The organism is Krasilnikoviella flava (assembly GCF_900167525.1).
GTDB classification, from domain to species: domain Bacteria; phylum Actinomycetota; class Actinomycetes; order Actinomycetales; family Cellulomonadaceae; genus Isoptericola; species Isoptericola flavus.
The window spans coordinates 46438-60879 of the sequence record NZ_FUZQ01000008.1 but is presented as its reverse complement, the minus strand read 5'-3'; the positions used below and the strand labels follow the sequence as shown (position 1 = coordinate 60879).

The window sequence follows — 14442 nt, the reverse complement described above, 5'->3', positions numbered from 1 at the left end:
GGGTGGGGAAGGGGGTGGAGCGTGCAGTGCGTCAGCCCTTGACGGCGCCGGCCGTGAGGCCGCCGACCAGGTACTTCTGCAGGGCGATGAAGGCGATCGCGACCGGGAGCGACACGACGAGCGACGCCGCCATGAGCTCGGGCCACGCCGTCGAGGCCTCGCCGATGAAGGTGTTGACCAGGCCGGGCGGCAGGGTCTGCTTCTCCGGGCCGGCGAGGGTGAGGGCGAAGACGAAGTCGTTCCAGCCGCGGACGAAGGCGAACAGCCCGGCGGCGATGAGGCCGGGCGCGGCCAGCGGCAGCACGATGGAGTGGATGATCCGCAGGCGGGAGGCGCCGTCGACGCGGGCCGCCTCGATCAGCTCGTCCGGGATCGTGTCGAAGAAGCCCTTGAGCATCCACACGCACAGCGGCAGCGTGAACGTGGTGAAGCTCAGCACCAGCGCGGTGTACGTGTTGAGCAGGTTGTAGGCGCTGAACACGCTGTAGAGCGTCACCAGCAGCAGGGCCTGCGGGAACATCTGCGACGCCAGCACCAGGTACATCAGGGACCGACGGCCGCGGTAGCGGAACTTGGAGAACGAGTACCCCATGTACGCGGACACGAGCACCGACAGCACCGCGGTGAGCACCGAGACGATGACGCTGTTGCGCAGGTAGCCGAACAGCTGCTCGTTCGAGGCGAGCGCGGCGAACGCGTCCAGGGTGGGCGCCGACGGGAAGAACTTCGGCGGGTAGCTGAACACCTGGTCGCGCGGCGTCAGGGACGTGGCGAGCAGCCAGTACACCGGCAGGAGGCCGAAGCCGCCGCACACGACGACCGTGGCCCAGGCGGCGATCCGCACGCCGGGACGCTCGGAGCGCAGGGCGCCGCGGCGCAGCCGCTGGGGCGGCCGGGGCGCGTCGCCGCCGGCCGGCGACGAGGCGGAGGGCGGCGTGGGCGTGGCGGGGAGCTGGGTCGTCGCGCTCATCGCTCCTCTCCCTTCTCCGAGAAGCGGACGTACACGACGACGAGCGCCATGAGCAGCACCATCCACAGCAGGCCCAGCGCGCCGGCCTTGCCGAGGTCGTAGCCCTGGAAGGCCGTCTCGTACACGGCGGTGGCGAACGTCTGGGTGGCGCCCGCGGGGCCGCCGCCGGTGAGGACGTAGATGATGTCGAAGTGCTGGAAGTTCCAGATGAACTCCAGCAGCAGCACCAGGCCGACGATGCCCTTGAGGTGCGGCATGGTGATGGCGAAGAAGCGCCGGACCGTGCCCGCGCCGTCCATCTCGGCGGCCTCGTGCAGCTCGACCGGCACGGTCTGCAGGCCGGCCAGGAGCATGACCATCATCCAGGGGAACGACTGCCAGGTCTTCGCCAGGATCACCGCGCCCATCGCGGTGCCGGGCTGGGCGAGCCAGGCCTGCGGGTCGTCGACGAGGCCGAGCGTCTGCAGCAGCGCGTTCATCACGCCGTAGTTGGCGTTGAAGATCCACATCCACAGGAACGACACGACGACGCCGGGCACGAGCCAGGGGATGAGCATGAGCCCGCGCAGCACCTTGGCGCCGCGGATCTTCGTGTTCAGCGCCAGCGCGAGGGCGAAGCCGACCACGAACGGCAGGATCGTGGTGCCGAGCGTGAAGACGAGCGTCTGGCGCAGCAGCCGCAGGAAGTCGCCCTGCAGGACCTCGACGATGTTCTGCAGCCCGACGAACGTGCGCCCGGGCAGCACGAGGCTCTGCTCGAAGAATGCCGTGACGAGCGCGGCGATCAGCGGGTAGAGCACCACGCCGGCGAGCAGCGCGACACCAGGCAGGAGCAGCAGCACCGCGAACTGTCCGTCGCTGAGCCGCCGTGGCGGCGCTTGTGATGTTGTGTTCTGAAGAGTGTGAGTTTGTGAACTCGACATGTCCACGTCCCTGTGGGTCAACCTCGGCAACGAGGGTGATGAGCGGGTGTCCGCGACACACTCTGGCCGATCCTGGCCGATCTGGTCAAACGCCTCCGGTCTCGGTGCGATAACAACTGAAGACGCAATGGAACATAAAGTCACACAAACGTACAGCCGAGTGAACATGCAAGAGGCCGCCGATCCGACATGACGTCGAGCTCGGCGGCCTCCCTGGGCGGTGGGCGCTCAGGCGGTGAACGGCAGCTGTTCGGGGCGCGTCTCGTGGCGCAGCGGCTCGCCCGCCGCCCAGCGGTCGACCTCCTCGGCGGCGGCGCGGCCCAGGCGGGCCTCCTCGGTGCCGAGCGAGCCGGCGACGTGCGGGGTGAGGAAGACGTTGTCGAGAGCGAGCAACGGGTGCCCGGCCGGCAGCGGCTCGGGGTCGGTGACGTCGAGGACGGCGAAGAGGTCGTCCCGGGCCGCGAGCGTCCGGGCGAGCGCGTCGTGGTCGAGCAGCCCGCCACGGGCGGTGTTGACCAGGGTGGCGGACGGCGCGAGCCGCCCGAGCTCGGCGGCGCCGAGCATGCCGCGCGTGCCGTCCGTGAGCGGGGCGTGCACGGAGACGACGTCGCTCGCGGTCAGCACGTCGGCCAGGCCGACCAGCTCGACGCCGGCCCGGCGGGCCTCGGCGGCGTCGTAGTACGGGTCGTGGGCGAGCACCCGCACGTCCAGCGGGCGCAGGGTCTCGGCCACGAGGCGGGCGATGAGCCCGAACCCGACCAGGCCCACCACGCTGCCGTCGAGGCCGCGGATGCCGTCGCGCCCGGGCACCGTGTGCGTGCGGGCCGCCGTGAGGCCGAGCCGCAGCACGTTCTTCACCGCCAGGTGCACCATCGAGACCGTGAAGTCCGCGACGGCACGCGCGTTGGCGTGCGCCGCCGACGTGACGCGGATCCCGCGCGCCCACACCCCGGGCGTCACCAGGCCCTGCACGGAGCCGGCCGCGTGCGCGACCAGCTCCATGCGCGGCAGCCGGTCGAGGAGCGCCGCGTCCAGGGTGGGGGCGCCCCATCCGGTGACGAGCACCCGCGCCGAGGCGAGGGCGTCGTCGTCGGCGGTGGCGAGGTCGGTCACCACGCCGTGCGCGGCCAGCCGGTCGCGGACGGCGGGGTCGAGGACCGACCGCGCCCACGGGTCGCCGACGGCGGTGAGGATCGTCGTGGGCGCGGTGGGGTGGGGCATCGTGAGGGCTCCTTGTGTCGGGGCAGTGTGTCGGGGCGGTGGCTCGGGGTCAGCGGGACGGGGTCAGACGGGCGCGGATCCGGCCGGAGGCGGCGGGCCCGGACGCCACGAGCGCGAGGCGCCACAGCCGGTCGCCCCACACGGCGACGAGCAGCGGGTCGTCGAGCTCGACGGCGTGCCAGGCGGCGTCGGCGGTGCCGGCGACGTCGAGCAGCAGGGTGGGCCCCTCGGCGGTCGCCCGCAGCTCGAGCCGCCCGTCCGCGCAGCGCACGGGCTCCGTGCGGAGCAGGAGGTGGGTGCGCACGTCGCGGGGCGGCGCGTCGAGCGCCCAGGCGTCCGTCACGTCGAGGGCGCCGTCGGACCCGAGCCGCAGCTCGCGCACCAGCGAGCCCTCGCGGCCGGGGGCGAGCTCCGCCAGTACCGGGTAGACGTCGCTCAGGTCCAGGCGCAGCGCGGCGACGGTGGCCGGGGAGGGGCCGGCGGCGTCCGCCGGGTCGGGGGCGACGAGGCCGGTGCGCGCGGCGAACCGGCGCCCGACGCCCTGCTCGGTGCCGTCGACCTGCGGCACGGCGTGGAACGACGACGTCGTCCACCACGTCTCGTAGCGGCGGTCGCTGAAGGTGTCCTTCGTGTAGGTGCCGACGCCCACGTCGACCACGACGGGCTCGCCGTCGAGCGCCAGCACGAAGGACCCGACGTCGAGGTGGTTGTGCGGGTCGTCGTCGTGGCCGCCCCGCGCGACGAGCCGCACCTCGTGGCCGTCGGGCCGGGCGGTCGCGCTGAGCAGCTCCAGGGTGGGCAGGTACTCGACGGGCGGGCGGTCGTCGCCGGGGGCGTCGGGAGCCTCCAGCCAGGCGACGTCGCCGAGCACCGCGACGGCGCGAGCCAGGTCGGTGGGCCGTTCCAGCGGCGTCCCGTCGCCGCGGCGCCGGCGGGCGAAGCGCTCGAGGTCCGGCTGGCCCGTGCGGCGCGCGTACCGCGCGAACAGCCCGCCGGGCGACGCGTCGCGCACGAGGCCGGAGCCGGGCCGCGGCGCCCGCGCGGCGCCGTCGCCGAAGTTCGCGCTCCACGGACCGCCGAGGTGCACGACGCGCGGGTAGCGCGCCAGCGCGGCGAGGACCGGGTGCGCCAGCAGGTCGTCGGCCGCCTCGGGCACGAGCGCGGCGAGCAGCTCCACCGCCTCGAAGGCGCGCGCCGCGGACTGCCACCAGTAGGCGACGCCCTCGTCGCAGCCGCCGTCCTGCGGCACGCCTCCGAGGTACGCGTCGAGGCTCTCGACGGCGAGGTCGACGACGGCGGCGAGGTCGGTGTCGTCGTCCGGGCTCGCGGCGTCGGACGGCTCCGGGCCGGTGAGCACCGCGCCCGCGCACAGCAGCACGTTCGAGACGATCCACGGGTTCCAGTTCGAGGGCAGCGCGAACCAGCGGTACGACCGGGCCTCGGTGCGGAACGGGTCCAGCACGCGTGTGCGGATCCCGGCGCGCACCCGGCTCGCGAGGTCGGGGTGGGCGGAGGCCCACCGCGGCAGCAGGCGCAGGAGGGCGGTGAGGGTGGCGCCGGTCTGCGCCTGGAAGAGGTCGAGGACGGGGGCGGCCGGGTCGGGCAGCTCGCGCACCCCCAGCGGGGGTCCGGAGTCGTGCGCGGGCACGCACCACGTGGGCTCGTCGAGGACCGAGGCCACGCGGGCGGCGAGGCCGTCGTCGCGACCGGGGTCGTCGTCGGCCGCGAGGCCCAGCGCGATCGCCGTGAGCAGACGGCGGCGCGCGAAGTACGGGCGCTCGTACGCCTGCCGGTCACCGGACTCCTGGAAGGCGCGCCACGCCGCGGTGGTCGGCGCGGGCCACGGCGCGCTGCGCGCGGCGTCCGCCTCGGCGCGCAGGTCGGCGAGCAGCCCGGCGGGGACGCGCGCGGGGTCGAACCAGCCGGCCGACGGCGCGCCCGGGTCCGCCGCGCGGGCCGACAGCGCCCGCGGGGCGGGCGCCCCGGCGCGGTCGAGCGCCTCGCGCAGGGACGCGCTGGCGGGGGTGGACGTCGTCGTCGACGGGTGTGGCATGAGGGCGACCCTGCCGCACGACGGCGCCCACGGGGATCGCACGGCGGCCAAACGGTCAGAAGTGATCCGGCGTCAGGCGCGAGATTCCGCGGCCGGCCCGCCCATGGCGATCGGGCTGTGGTCGAATGACCGCCGAACGCTACGACCGCTCGAGGGAGAGTGCCGTGATCGCTGCGGAACGCAAGGACGCCGTGCTGCGCGAGCTGCGCCTGCGCGGCACGCTCAGCGTGGCGGAGTTCTCCGGGCGGATCGGGGCCGCGCCGGTGACGCTGCGCCGGGACCTGCGCGAGCTCGAGCGGGAGGGCCGGCTCGCCCGCGTGCACGGCGGCGCCCGGGCGCTGCACGGGGCGCCCCTGCCCGACGGGGATGCGCGGGCCGTGACCCGGCTCGCCGCGACCTTCGGCATCGGGCCGCGCGCCGCCGCGGACGCCGCTCCCGTCGCGACGATCGGGATGATCGCGCCGACTGCCTCGTACTACTACCGCGGCGTCATCGAGGGCGCGAAGGACGCGGCCCGGCTCGCCGGGGTGCGCCTGGTGCTGGCCGTCTCGGAGTACGACGAGGACGAGGAGCTGCGCCTTTTCCGGCGCATGGTGGGGCTCGGCCTCGACGGCATCCTCATCACCCCGGCCACCCAGGGGGTCGGGGAACGCGCCCTGCGCCAGGCGCTCGACGAGTCGCCGGTGCCGGTGACCGTCGTCGAGCGCGGGTGGGACCTGCGCACCCGCGGGCAGGTGATCGACTCGGTCCGGTCCGACCACCTGCACGGCGCCGGGCTCGCCGCCGACCACCTGCTCGACCTCGGCCACGAGCGCCTGGCGGTGTGGACGTCCGAGAACCCGCACGCCGTCGAGGTGCGGGACGGCTTCACCGAGGCCGTCGGGCGTCGGGGGGCCGGGGTCGTGACGCCGAGGTTCACGGCAGGCCGGCCCGACCGGTCGCCGGCCGACCCGGCGGCCGCCGTGCGGCGCTACCTCGACGAGGTGCTCGACGCCGGCGTGACGGCGGTGCTCGTGCACCCGGACCAGCTCGCGCTGCAGCTCGCGCAGGCGGCCCTGGCCCGGGGCCTCGACATCCCCGGCGACCTCAGCATCGTCGCGTACGACGACGAGGTCGCCAGCCTGGGCGAGCTGCCGCTCACCGCCGTCGCCCCGCCCAAGCACGCGCTGGGGTTCGCCGCGATCGACGCGTGCCTGCGCGCCGTCGCGCACCGCTCGCCGGTCGCGTCGTCGATCCCCGCCCGCTTCCCCGCCCAGCGCGTGCGCCTGCTGCCCGAGCTCGTCGCCCGCGCGTCCACCGCCCCTCCGCCTGCCATCGCCCGCCCGACGTCCGAGCCCGTCCGAGAGGTGCCCGCATGACCGCCCCCGCCACCCGACCCACCGGCTTCGCCGCGCGCCTGCGCGACCTCGACGACCACGTCCTGTCCCCGCACACCGGCTGGACGCGGGCGCACTGGGAGGCCCTGGCCGACCACCTGCTGCTCTCCGCCCGCCGCTGGGCGTCGCCCGCGCACGCGGGGATCGCCTTGCCCGGGGAGACCGGCGGCTACGGCGCGCGCATCGACGCCCTCGAGGGGTTCGCGCGCACGTTCCTCACTGCCGCGTTCCGGGTCGCGGGCTCCCGCGGCCAGGACCCGCACGGGTTCCTGGAGCGCTACGCCGAGGGGCTCGCCGCCGGGACCGACCCGGAGTCGGCCGAGGCGTGGCCGCGCCTGCACGAGCACGGCCAGGCGAAGGTCGAGGCGGCGTCGGTCGCGCTGGGCCTGCACCTCACCCGCCCGTGGCTGTGGGAGCGGCTCGACCCGGCGGTCCAGGAGCGCGTGGTCGACTACCTGTCCGACGGCCTCGACACCTTCTACCCGCCGATCAACTGGCTGTGGTTCCGCGTCGTCGTCCGGGAGTTCCTGCACTCCGTGGGGGCGCTGGACGACCTGTCCGGCGTCCGCGAGGAGGTCGCGACGCTGGACGGGTTCTACCGCGGCGACGGGTGGTACGCCGACGGCGACGAGCGCTCCTACGACCACTACGTCGGCTGGGCCATGCACCTGTACCCGGTGCTGTGGGCACGGATGGCGGCCGGCCGCGCGGAGGCGGACGCCGCGGCCGCGACGGCGCACGAGCGCCTGGAGCTGTTCCTCCCCGACGCGCTCGGGCTGGTCGGCGGCGACGGCGGGCCCCTGGTGCAGGGCCGCTCGCTCACCTACCGGTTCGCGGCGGCAGCCCCGTTCTGGGTCGGCGCGATGGCCGACGCCGGGTCCCCCGGCCTGCTGCGCCGGGCGGCGTCGGGCGTCGTCAAGCACTTCGTGGAGCGCGGCGCCCCCGACGACGACGGGCTGCTCACGCTCGGCTGGTACGGGTCGTGGCGGCCGCTGGCGCAGCGGTACTCCGGCCCGGGGTCGCCGTACTGGGCGTCCAAGGGGCTGCTGGGCCTCGTGCTGCCGCCCGAGCACCCCGCGTGGACGGCGGTCGAGGAGCCGCTGCCCGTCGAGGTCCGCGACACGTCGTTCGTCGTCGGCCAGGCCGGCTGGCAGGTGAGCGGCACGCGCGCCGACGGCCTGGTCCGCGTGCTCAACCACGGCACCGACCACTCGCGCCCCGGCTCCGGGCTGAGCGACGGCCCGCTCTACTCCCGCCTCGGCTACTCCACCGCGACGTGGCCCGTCGTGGCCGGGGACCTGCGGCACCGGCCGCTCGACCAGTCCGTGGTGCTGCTCGACGGCGCCGGGGAGCCCAGCCACCGCACCGGGTTCGAGGACGGCCACGTGAGCCTGCTCGACGGTGGCACGTCGGTCGGGAGCTCGCGCTGGCGGTCGCACTGGGTGGAGCCCGACCCCTCCGCGCCCGACCACGGCTCCGGCTACCCGGACGCCTCCGGCAGCCCGCGCCTCGGGCCGTGGCTGGAGGCCGTGAGCCTGCTGCGCGGGGCGTGGGAGGTGCGGCTCGTGCGGGTCGCGCCAGGCCTCGGCGACGACGTCGTGCCGGCCGGGCTGCGGGTCGGGGGGTGGCCCGTGACCGGAGACGTCGTCGACGCCGCGGCCGGCGACGGCGCCGCCCACGCGGTCGTCGCACCCGCCCCGCTCGTCGAGCCTGCCTCGCCGGTCGAGCCTGTCGAGACCCCGCTCGCCTCCGTGCTGCGCACCGCCGACGGGCGGGGCGCGTTCGCGCGCGCGGGCGTCGAGCAGCTCGTCGGCGTCACGCCGTTGGCCGGTACCACCTGCGTGCCCTGGCTCGCGACCGACGGCGCACCGGAGCCCGGCCGCTGGTACGCGGCGGCCGTGGCGCTCGCGGGGGAGGCGCCCGCCGACGCCCCCGAGGTCACGTTCCCGGTCCCCGGCGTCGCGCGCGCGGCCTGGGCGGACGGTGCCGTCGACGAGGTGGTCGTCGACGGCCGCTGACGCCGGTCACCGGTGGGGGTTCAGTCCACCGCCTCCACGCGCAGCACCAGGGACGTCTCGGGCGCGGACTCGGGAGCCTGCAGCCCGGCGACGGCGAGCGTGCGCCCGGTCAGCACGGTGCCGCGGGGGACGTCGCCGGGCTGCGCGGGCCGGGGCTGCGGCGAGACGCCGTCGGAGGCGACCGCGCCGTCGGCGGACGGCAGCCCGAACCAGGGTGGCGCGTTCCAGACACCGAACGCCTCGCGGCTCAGCGGCAGGGGAGTGACGCGGTACCGGCGCTCCGGGTCCAGGCCGCGCAGGGTGAAGCGGCCGAGCGGTGCGACGGAGGGCCGGGACAGGGTCGCGAGCTGGAACAGGGCGGCGGAACGGTCCGCCGCGACCACGCCCCACACCTGCAGGCCGTCGCCCGCGGGCAGGTCCTGGCGCACGAGCGTGCCCGTGTGCAGCAGCCCGCGCTCCGCCTTGTACAGCTCGATCCAGCCGCGCAGGTCGGCGAGCTGCTCGGGCGTCGAGCGCGTGAGGTCCCACTCGATCCCGAAGTGGCCGAACAGCGCCGTCGCCGCCCGGAACGCGAGGGAGTGCGCGCGGCGGGTCTGGTGGCTGACGTCCGCCGCGACGTGCGCGCCCAGGTACTCCAGCGGCAGCAGCTGCGCCGTCCACGGCTGCATCTGCTGCCGCTCCAGCGGGTCGGTGCAGTCCGACACCCACACGCGCTGCGTGTGCTCGGCGACGCCCAGGTCGACGCGGCCTCCGCCCGACGAGCAGGACTCGATCTCCAGCCCGGGGTGCCGCCGCCGCAGCTCGGCCATGATCCCGTAGGCGGCGAGCGTCTGGGCGTGCACGACGGGCCGCCCCTCCCGACCGGAACCGGGGTCCACGAGGTCGCGGTTGTGGTCCCACTTCACGTAGTCCACGCCGTGGCGGCCGATCAGCGTGCTCATCCGCTCCAGCACGTACGCGGCGGCGTCGGGGTCCGACAGGTCGAGCACGTGCTGGTGCCGCGACGGCACCGGCACGCGGCCGCCGGCGCCCATGACCCACTCCGGGTGGGCCCGGGCCAGGTCGGAGTCGAGGTTGACCATCTCGGGCTCGAACCACAGCCCGAACTGCATGCCGAGGCCGTGCACGTGGTCCGCGATCGGGTCCAGCCCGTCCGGCCAGACGTCCTCGTCGACGAACCAGTCGCCCAGCCCCCGCGTGTCGTCTCGCCGCCCGCGGAACCAGCCGTCGTCGAGCACGTAGCGCTCCACGCCCAGGTCGGCGGCGGCGTCGGCCAGCGCCGTGAGGCGCTCCAGGTCGTGGTCGAAGTAGACGGCCTCCCAGACGTTGAGCGTCACCGGGCGCGGGTCGCGCGGGTGCCCCGTGCGACGGCGCAGCATCCGGTGCAGGCGCGCGGCCTGCGCGTCCAGGCCGTGGCCGTGCACGCCGTACACCCAGGGGGTCTCGTACTCCGCGCCGGTCGCGAGCGTCACCTCGCCGGGCAGCAGCAGCTCGCTGCCGCCCAGCACCTGCTCGCCGGTGGGCAGCCGCTCCGCCCAGTGCCGGTGGTTGCCCGACCAGCCCACGTGCAGGCCCCACACCTCGCCGTGCCCGAAGCCGAAGCCGGGCACGCCCACCGTCAGCACCGTGGGCGCCTCGAAGCCCGTGCGGCCGCGGCGGCCCTCGCGCAGGTGCGTGCCGACCGCGAGGTCGCGCCGCTGCGGCACCCGCTCCTTGCCCCACCGGCCCGTGAGGTCGAGGACCTCGCGCGCCCGCGGCGGCACCGGGAGCACGACGGCGAGCTCGTGCAGCCGGTACGGGGCCCCGTCGTTGCGGAGCGTGGCGCGGGCGCGCAGCACGCCGTCGGGGGTGAGCTCGACGTCGAGCACCAGCGTGAGGCCCGCGACCTCGTCCTGGGCCTCGACGCGCAGCGCCCCGGCCCCGGCCTCGGTGAGGCCGCGGGGCAGGGTGCCGCCGCAGAGCGTCGCGACCGTCGTGGTGAAGCGCGGCGACCAGGCGTCGCCGTCGCGCTCGCCGACGATCCCCGGGCGGCCGAGCCAGCCCGTGCGCGGCTCCGGCACCAGCGCGAGCCGCACCGGCTCGTCCGGGGCGCTGTTGGCGAGCGGCGCCGCCGCGGCGAGGGCGACGGCGGCCGCGTCGTCGGCGGTCAGCGGGCCGAGGTCGTCGCCCCAGTGCACGACGGCGGGCAGCTCGCCGCCGCGGGCGTCGATCAGCACGCTGACGCCGTCCGCCCGCAGGTGGAGGAGGGCGTCGACGGCAGGGGAGCGGTCGATCGTGGCGGCGGCGTCGGCGCGGCCGGAGGTGACGGTCACCGCACGAGCGTGCCATGCGGGGTGGCGTGGATCACGGTCGCGCCCGCGATCCGGTCGAACCCGGTCATGCCGGCCGCCGCACCACCCGGAGCTGCCACCCGACGGCGGCGGCCAGGACTGCGACGACGAGCCAGAGCAGCCCGTGCACCAGCGCGTCGTGGGCCTTGGCGATGATCTCGAGGGCGTACTCGGGCGAGGAGTCCTCGAACATCGTCGAGACGTACCAGCGGTTCCCCCAACGGAAGCCGTCGGCGACGGCGAAGAGCGCCGCCAGCACAGCTACCACCCGGAGGATCCTGCGACCGCGGTGTCTGCGCACGGCCGTCAGCCTAGGGTGCCGTCTGCGGGCGCGTCAGCCCTCGGGGACCGTCGCGACCGCCTCGACCTCGACGAGCGCGCCGGGCCGGGCCGGCGCGACGGCGAGCACGGTGACCGCGGTGCGCGAGCGCCAGACCTTGCCGGACGCGGCGTAGGCGTCGTTCGGGTCGACCGACGGGTCCAGGTAGATCGTCAGCTTGGCGACGTGCTCCGCGTCGGTACCGGCCTCGGCGAGGACGGCGAGCACGTTGTTCAGCGCCTGCTCCGTCTGCGGCCCGGGCCCGCCGTCCACGAGGGCTCCGTCGGGGCCGGTGCCGTTCTGCCCGCCCACGTAGAGCGTGCGCCCGGCGGGCAGGATCATGCCCCACGCGAACGCGGGGTTCTGGTGCAGCTGCGGCGGGTTGACCGGCGTCGGCGTCGACTGCGTGCTCATGGGCGCGTCCCTTCGTCGAGGTGTCCCCCGAGCATGTCGTGCGCCACCGACACGCCGCGCGGGTTCCGGTTGCGCCGCCGCCGCGCGGCGGAAGACTCCCCGCCATGGACACCGTGGACTACGACCAGCTCGCCGACGACTACGGGTGGCTCGTGGGTGGGGCCGCCATCGCCGTGTACGTGGCGATCGCCGTGATCTTCCTGATCGCGTACATCCGGATCATCCAGAAGGCCGGTTACTCGGGCTGGTGGGTCCTGGTCGGCATCGTGCCGATCCTCAACGTGGTGATGTTCCTCGTGTTCGCCTTCTCGCGCTGGCCCGTGCTGCGCGAACGGGACGCGCTGCGGGCCGGGCAGGCGTACCCGCGCTGACCAGGTCGAGGGCCGGTGGACGCCTGCCATGTTGGAGGAAACCTCCAATCTGACGCGGAGGACGTTGGCACCACCGTCGGGGGGTGTGCCCCCTGGACGGCAACCTACGCTGGCGTAGGCTACGAAGGCGTAGGTTCCGGTGGGCCACCGTTCTGGTGGGCTCGGCGGGACCTCCTCCCATGCCGGAGCAGCCCAGCCCCGTCCAGGGGCCGACAGCGAAGGAGACCGCGTGCCGCACACCACCCCCGGCGAGCCCGACGTCGCGCCCGCCGACATTGCGCCCGCTGACGTCGACCCCCTGGTCCAGCTCGTCTCGCCCACCGGCGAGCGTGTCGTCGAACCCGACAACGCGACCTACCGCTCGCGTGTCGACCACCTCACCTCCGAGGATCTGCGCGCCCTGTACCGCGACATGGTGCTGACGCGACGGTTCGACGACGAGGCCACGGCCCTGCAGCGGCAGGGCGAGCTCGCGCTGTACGCGCAGGGCCGTGGCCAGGAGGCCGCCCAGGTCGGGTCGGCCGCCGCGCTGGCGCCGCAGGACTACGTCTTCCCCTCCTACCGCGAGCACGGCGTGCTCCAGAGCCGCGGCGTCGACCCCGTCGACCGCCTCCGCCTGTACCGCGGCGCCGACCACGGCGGCTGGGACCCGGCCGAGCACAATGTGCACCTGTACACCCTCGTCATCGGCTCCCACGTGCTGCACGCCACGGGCTACGCGATGGGCGTGCAGCGCGACGGCGCGGTCGGCACCGGCGACGCCGGGCGCGACGCCGCCGTCGTCACCTACTTCGGCGACGGCGCCACGAGCCAGGGCGACGTCAGCGAGGCGCTCGTCTTCGCGGCCGTCAACAACGCGCCGGTCGTGTTCTTCCTGCAGAACAACCAGTGGGCGATCTCGGAGCCGACGTCGCGCCAGTCGCGCGCGCCGCTGTACCGGCGCGGCGAGGGCTTCGGCATCCCCAGCGTCCGCGTGGACGGCAACGACGTCCTGGCCTGCTACGCCGTGACGGCCGAGGCGCTGGAGCGCGCCCGTTCCGGCGGCGGCCCCACCTTCGTCGAGGCGTACACGTACCGCATGGGCGCCCACACCACCTCCGACGACCCGAGCCGGTACCGGGCCCGCGCGGAGGAGGACCACTGGGCGCGCCGCGACCCGATCGACCGCCTGGCGGCGCTGCTGCGTGCCGAGGACGGCTGGGACGACGGATGGGCCGCCGGGATCGAGCGGGAGGCCGACGCCCTGGGCGAGCGGCTGCGCAAGGAGGTGCGCGAGCTCGGCGCCCCGCCCGCGACGACGATGTTCGAGCACGTGTACGCGACCGAGCACGCGCAGGTCCAGGCCGAACGGGCCTGGTACGAGCAGTACGAGAACGAGACGAGCACGGAGGCGGCCCGATGAGCTCTGCTCCCGCACAGACCCTCACCTTCGCCCGGGCCATCACCGAGGGCCTGCGCTCGGCGCTCGAGTCCGATCCGAAGGTCCTCGTCATGGGCGAGGACGTCGGCCGCAACGGCGGCGTCTTCCGCGTCACCGACGGCCTGCAGAAGGACTTCGGCGAGGACCGCGTGGTCGACACCCCGCTGGCGGAGTCGGGCATCCTCGGCACCGCGATCGGCATGGCACTGCGCGGCTACCGGCCGGTGTGCGAGATCCAGTTCGACGGCTTCGTGTTCCCGGCGTACAACCAGATCACGACGCAGCTCGCCAGGATGCACTACCGCTCGCGCGGCCGGCTGCAGGTACCGGTCGTCATCCGCATCCCCTACGGCGGCGGCATCGGCGCGGTCGAGCACCACTCGGAGAGCCCCGAGGCGCTCTTCGCGCACACGCCCGGCCTGCGCGTCGTCTCGCCGTCCACCCCGCAGGACGCCTACGACATGATCCGCGCGGCCGTCGCGTCGCCGGACCCGGTGCTGTTCTTCGAGCCCAAGGGCCGCTACTGGACCAAGGGCGAGGTCGCGGCCAGCCCCTACCCGACGACGCAGGTCGCGGGCGGCGCGGACGTGCTCAACCGGGCGCGCGTCGCCCGGCCGGGCACCGACGTCACGCTCGTCGCGTACGGGCCCACCGTCGCGACGGCGCTCAAGGCCGCCGACACGCTGGCCGCCGAGGGCACCAGCGTCGAGGTGGTCGACTTGCGCGCGATCTCGCCGCTCGACGTGACCGCGGTCGCGGAGTCGGTGCGGCGGACCGGGCGCTGCGTCGTCGTGCACGAGGCGCCGACGTTCCTCGGTTCCGGCGCCGAGGTCGCGGCCCGCGTGAGCGAGGAGTGCTTCTACTCGCTCGAGGCCCCCGTCCTGCGGGTGGGCGGCTTCCACGCGCCGTACCCCGTCGCGAAGCTCGAGCACGAGTACCTGCCGAGCGTCGACCGCGTCGTCGACGCCGTCGACCGCGTGCTGGCCCACTGACCCCCACTGACACGCACGGTTCGCGGACCGGAGGA

Annotated in this window: 12 protein-coding genes; 5 read left to right on the top strand and 7 right to left on the bottom strand. The window is 75.1% G+C overall.

Features of this window, described 5'->3' with window-relative positions; translation table 11 throughout:
- Positions 1–31: 31 nt before the first annotated feature.
- The 4 genes from B5Y66_RS20165 to B5Y66_RS20150 form a co-directional block, all read right to left on the bottom strand.
- On the bottom strand, positions 32–970 hold the full coding sequence (locus tag B5Y66_RS20165) for a carbohydrate ABC transporter permease (RefSeq protein ID WP_079576421.1): 939 nt from the start codon (positions 968–970) through the stop codon (positions 32–34).
- Positions 967–1812, bottom strand: a complete 846-nt coding sequence (locus B5Y66_RS20160) for a carbohydrate ABC transporter permease (RefSeq protein ID WP_245807252.1) — start codon at positions 1810–1812, stop codon at positions 967–969. Before B5Y66_RS20160 ends, B5Y66_RS20165 begins: the two co-directional genes overlap by 4 nt.
- Positions 1813–2121: 309 nt before the next feature.
- Positions 2122–3114: a hydroxyacid dehydrogenase gene (locus B5Y66_RS20155; protein ID WP_079576420.1), complete on the bottom strand. Its 993-nt coding sequence runs from the start codon at positions 3112–3114 to the stop codon at positions 2122–2124.
- Positions 3115–3163: 49 nt separating this feature from the next.
- The gene (locus tag B5Y66_RS20150) at positions 3164–5167 is read right to left on the bottom strand and encodes a heparinase II/III domain-containing protein (protein WP_079576419.1); all 2004 of its coding nucleotides are present in this window, start codon (positions 5165–5167) and stop codon (positions 3164–3166) included.
- A 164-nt stretch (positions 5168–5331) separates the two neighbouring features.
- Between B5Y66_RS20150 and B5Y66_RS20145 the strand changes: the two genes are divergently transcribed.
- Positions 5332–6525 (top strand): substrate-binding domain-containing protein, encoded by a 1194-nt coding sequence (locus B5Y66_RS20145; protein ID WP_176168945.1) that lies wholly within the window; start codon positions 5332–5334, stop codon positions 6523–6525.
- Positions 6522–8561 carry a DUF2264 domain-containing protein gene (locus B5Y66_RS20140; protein ID WP_079576417.1) on the top strand — a complete coding sequence of 680 codons (2040 nt, stop codon included), beginning with the start codon at positions 6522–6524 and terminating at the stop codon, positions 8559–8561. Before B5Y66_RS20145 ends, B5Y66_RS20140 begins: the two co-directional genes overlap by 4 nt.
- 20 nt (positions 8562–8581) lie before the next feature.
- Here B5Y66_RS20140 and B5Y66_RS20135 read toward each other — a convergent pair whose 3' ends face one another.
- The 3 genes from B5Y66_RS20135 to B5Y66_RS20125 all read right to left on the bottom strand — a co-directional run bounded on the left by B5Y66_RS20135 (position 8582) and on the right by B5Y66_RS20125 (position 11624).
- On the bottom strand, positions 8582–10834 hold the full coding sequence (locus B5Y66_RS20135; protein WP_079576662.1) for an alpha-galactosidase: 2253 nt from the start codon (positions 10832–10834) through the stop codon (positions 8582–8584).
- 103 nt (positions 10835–10937) lie between these two features.
- Positions 10938–11159 carry a hypothetical protein gene (locus B5Y66_RS20130; RefSeq protein ID WP_139821014.1) on the bottom strand — a complete coding sequence of 74 codons (222 nt, stop codon included), beginning with the start codon at positions 11157–11159 and terminating at the stop codon, positions 10938–10940.
- Between the two features lie 66 nt (positions 11160–11225).
- Positions 11226–11624, bottom strand: coding sequence for a RidA family protein (locus B5Y66_RS20125; protein WP_079576415.1), 399 nt, complete (start codon positions 11622–11624; stop codon positions 11226–11228).
- A gap of 104 nt (positions 11625–11728) precedes the next feature.
- On the opposite strand from B5Y66_RS20125, the gene B5Y66_RS20120 reads away from it, so the two are divergent.
- From B5Y66_RS20120 to B5Y66_RS20110, 3 genes are all read left to right on the top strand, one after another.
- The gene (locus B5Y66_RS20120) at positions 11729–11995 is read left to right on the top strand and encodes a DUF805 domain-containing protein (protein ID WP_217700862.1); all 267 of its coding nucleotides are present in this window, start codon (positions 11729–11731) and stop codon (positions 11993–11995) included.
- Between the two features lie 229 nt (positions 11996–12224).
- Entirely contained in the window at positions 12225–13397 is a 1173-nt protein-coding gene (gene pdhA, locus B5Y66_RS20115) for a pyruvate dehydrogenase (acetyl-transferring) E1 component subunit alpha (RefSeq protein ID WP_079576414.1), read from the top strand.
- Positions 13394–14407 (top strand): alpha-ketoacid dehydrogenase subunit beta, encoded by a 1014-nt coding sequence (locus B5Y66_RS20110; protein ID WP_079576413.1) that lies wholly within the window; start codon positions 13394–13396, stop codon positions 14405–14407. The genes pdhA and B5Y66_RS20110 overlap by 4 nt, the downstream gene beginning before the upstream one ends.
- Positions 14408–14442: the final 35 nt, after the last annotated feature.

What these genes read in the sequence shown, in the direction of transcription:
- B5Y66_RS20165 (WP_079576421.1), bottom strand. Translation starts at nt 970, where the DNA reads ATGAGCGCGACGACCCAGCTCCCCGCCACGCCCACGCCGCCCTCCGCC.
- B5Y66_RS20155 (WP_079576420.1), bottom strand. Translation starts at nt 3,114, where the DNA reads ATGCCCCACCCCACCGCGCCCACGACGATCCTCACCGCCGTCGGCGAC.
- B5Y66_RS20150 (WP_079576419.1), bottom strand. Translation starts at nt 5,167, where the DNA reads ATGCCACACCCGTCGACGACGACGTCCACCCCCGCCAGCGCGTCCCTG.
- B5Y66_RS20140 (WP_079576417.1), top strand. Translation starts at nt 6,522, where the DNA reads ATGACCGCCCCCGCCACCCGACCCACCGGCTTCGCCGCGCGCCTGCGC.
- B5Y66_RS20125 (WP_079576415.1), bottom strand. Translation starts at nt 11,624, where the DNA reads ATGAGCACGCAGTCGACGCCGACGCCGGTCAACCCGCCGCAGCTGCAC.
- B5Y66_RS20120 (WP_217700862.1), top strand. Translation starts at nt 11,729, where the DNA reads ATGGACACCGTGGACTACGACCAGCTCGCCGACGACTACGGGTGGCTC.
- B5Y66_RS20110 (WP_079576413.1), top strand. Translation starts at nt 13,394, where the DNA reads ATGAGCTCTGCTCCCGCACAGACCCTCACCTTCGCCCGGGCCATCACC.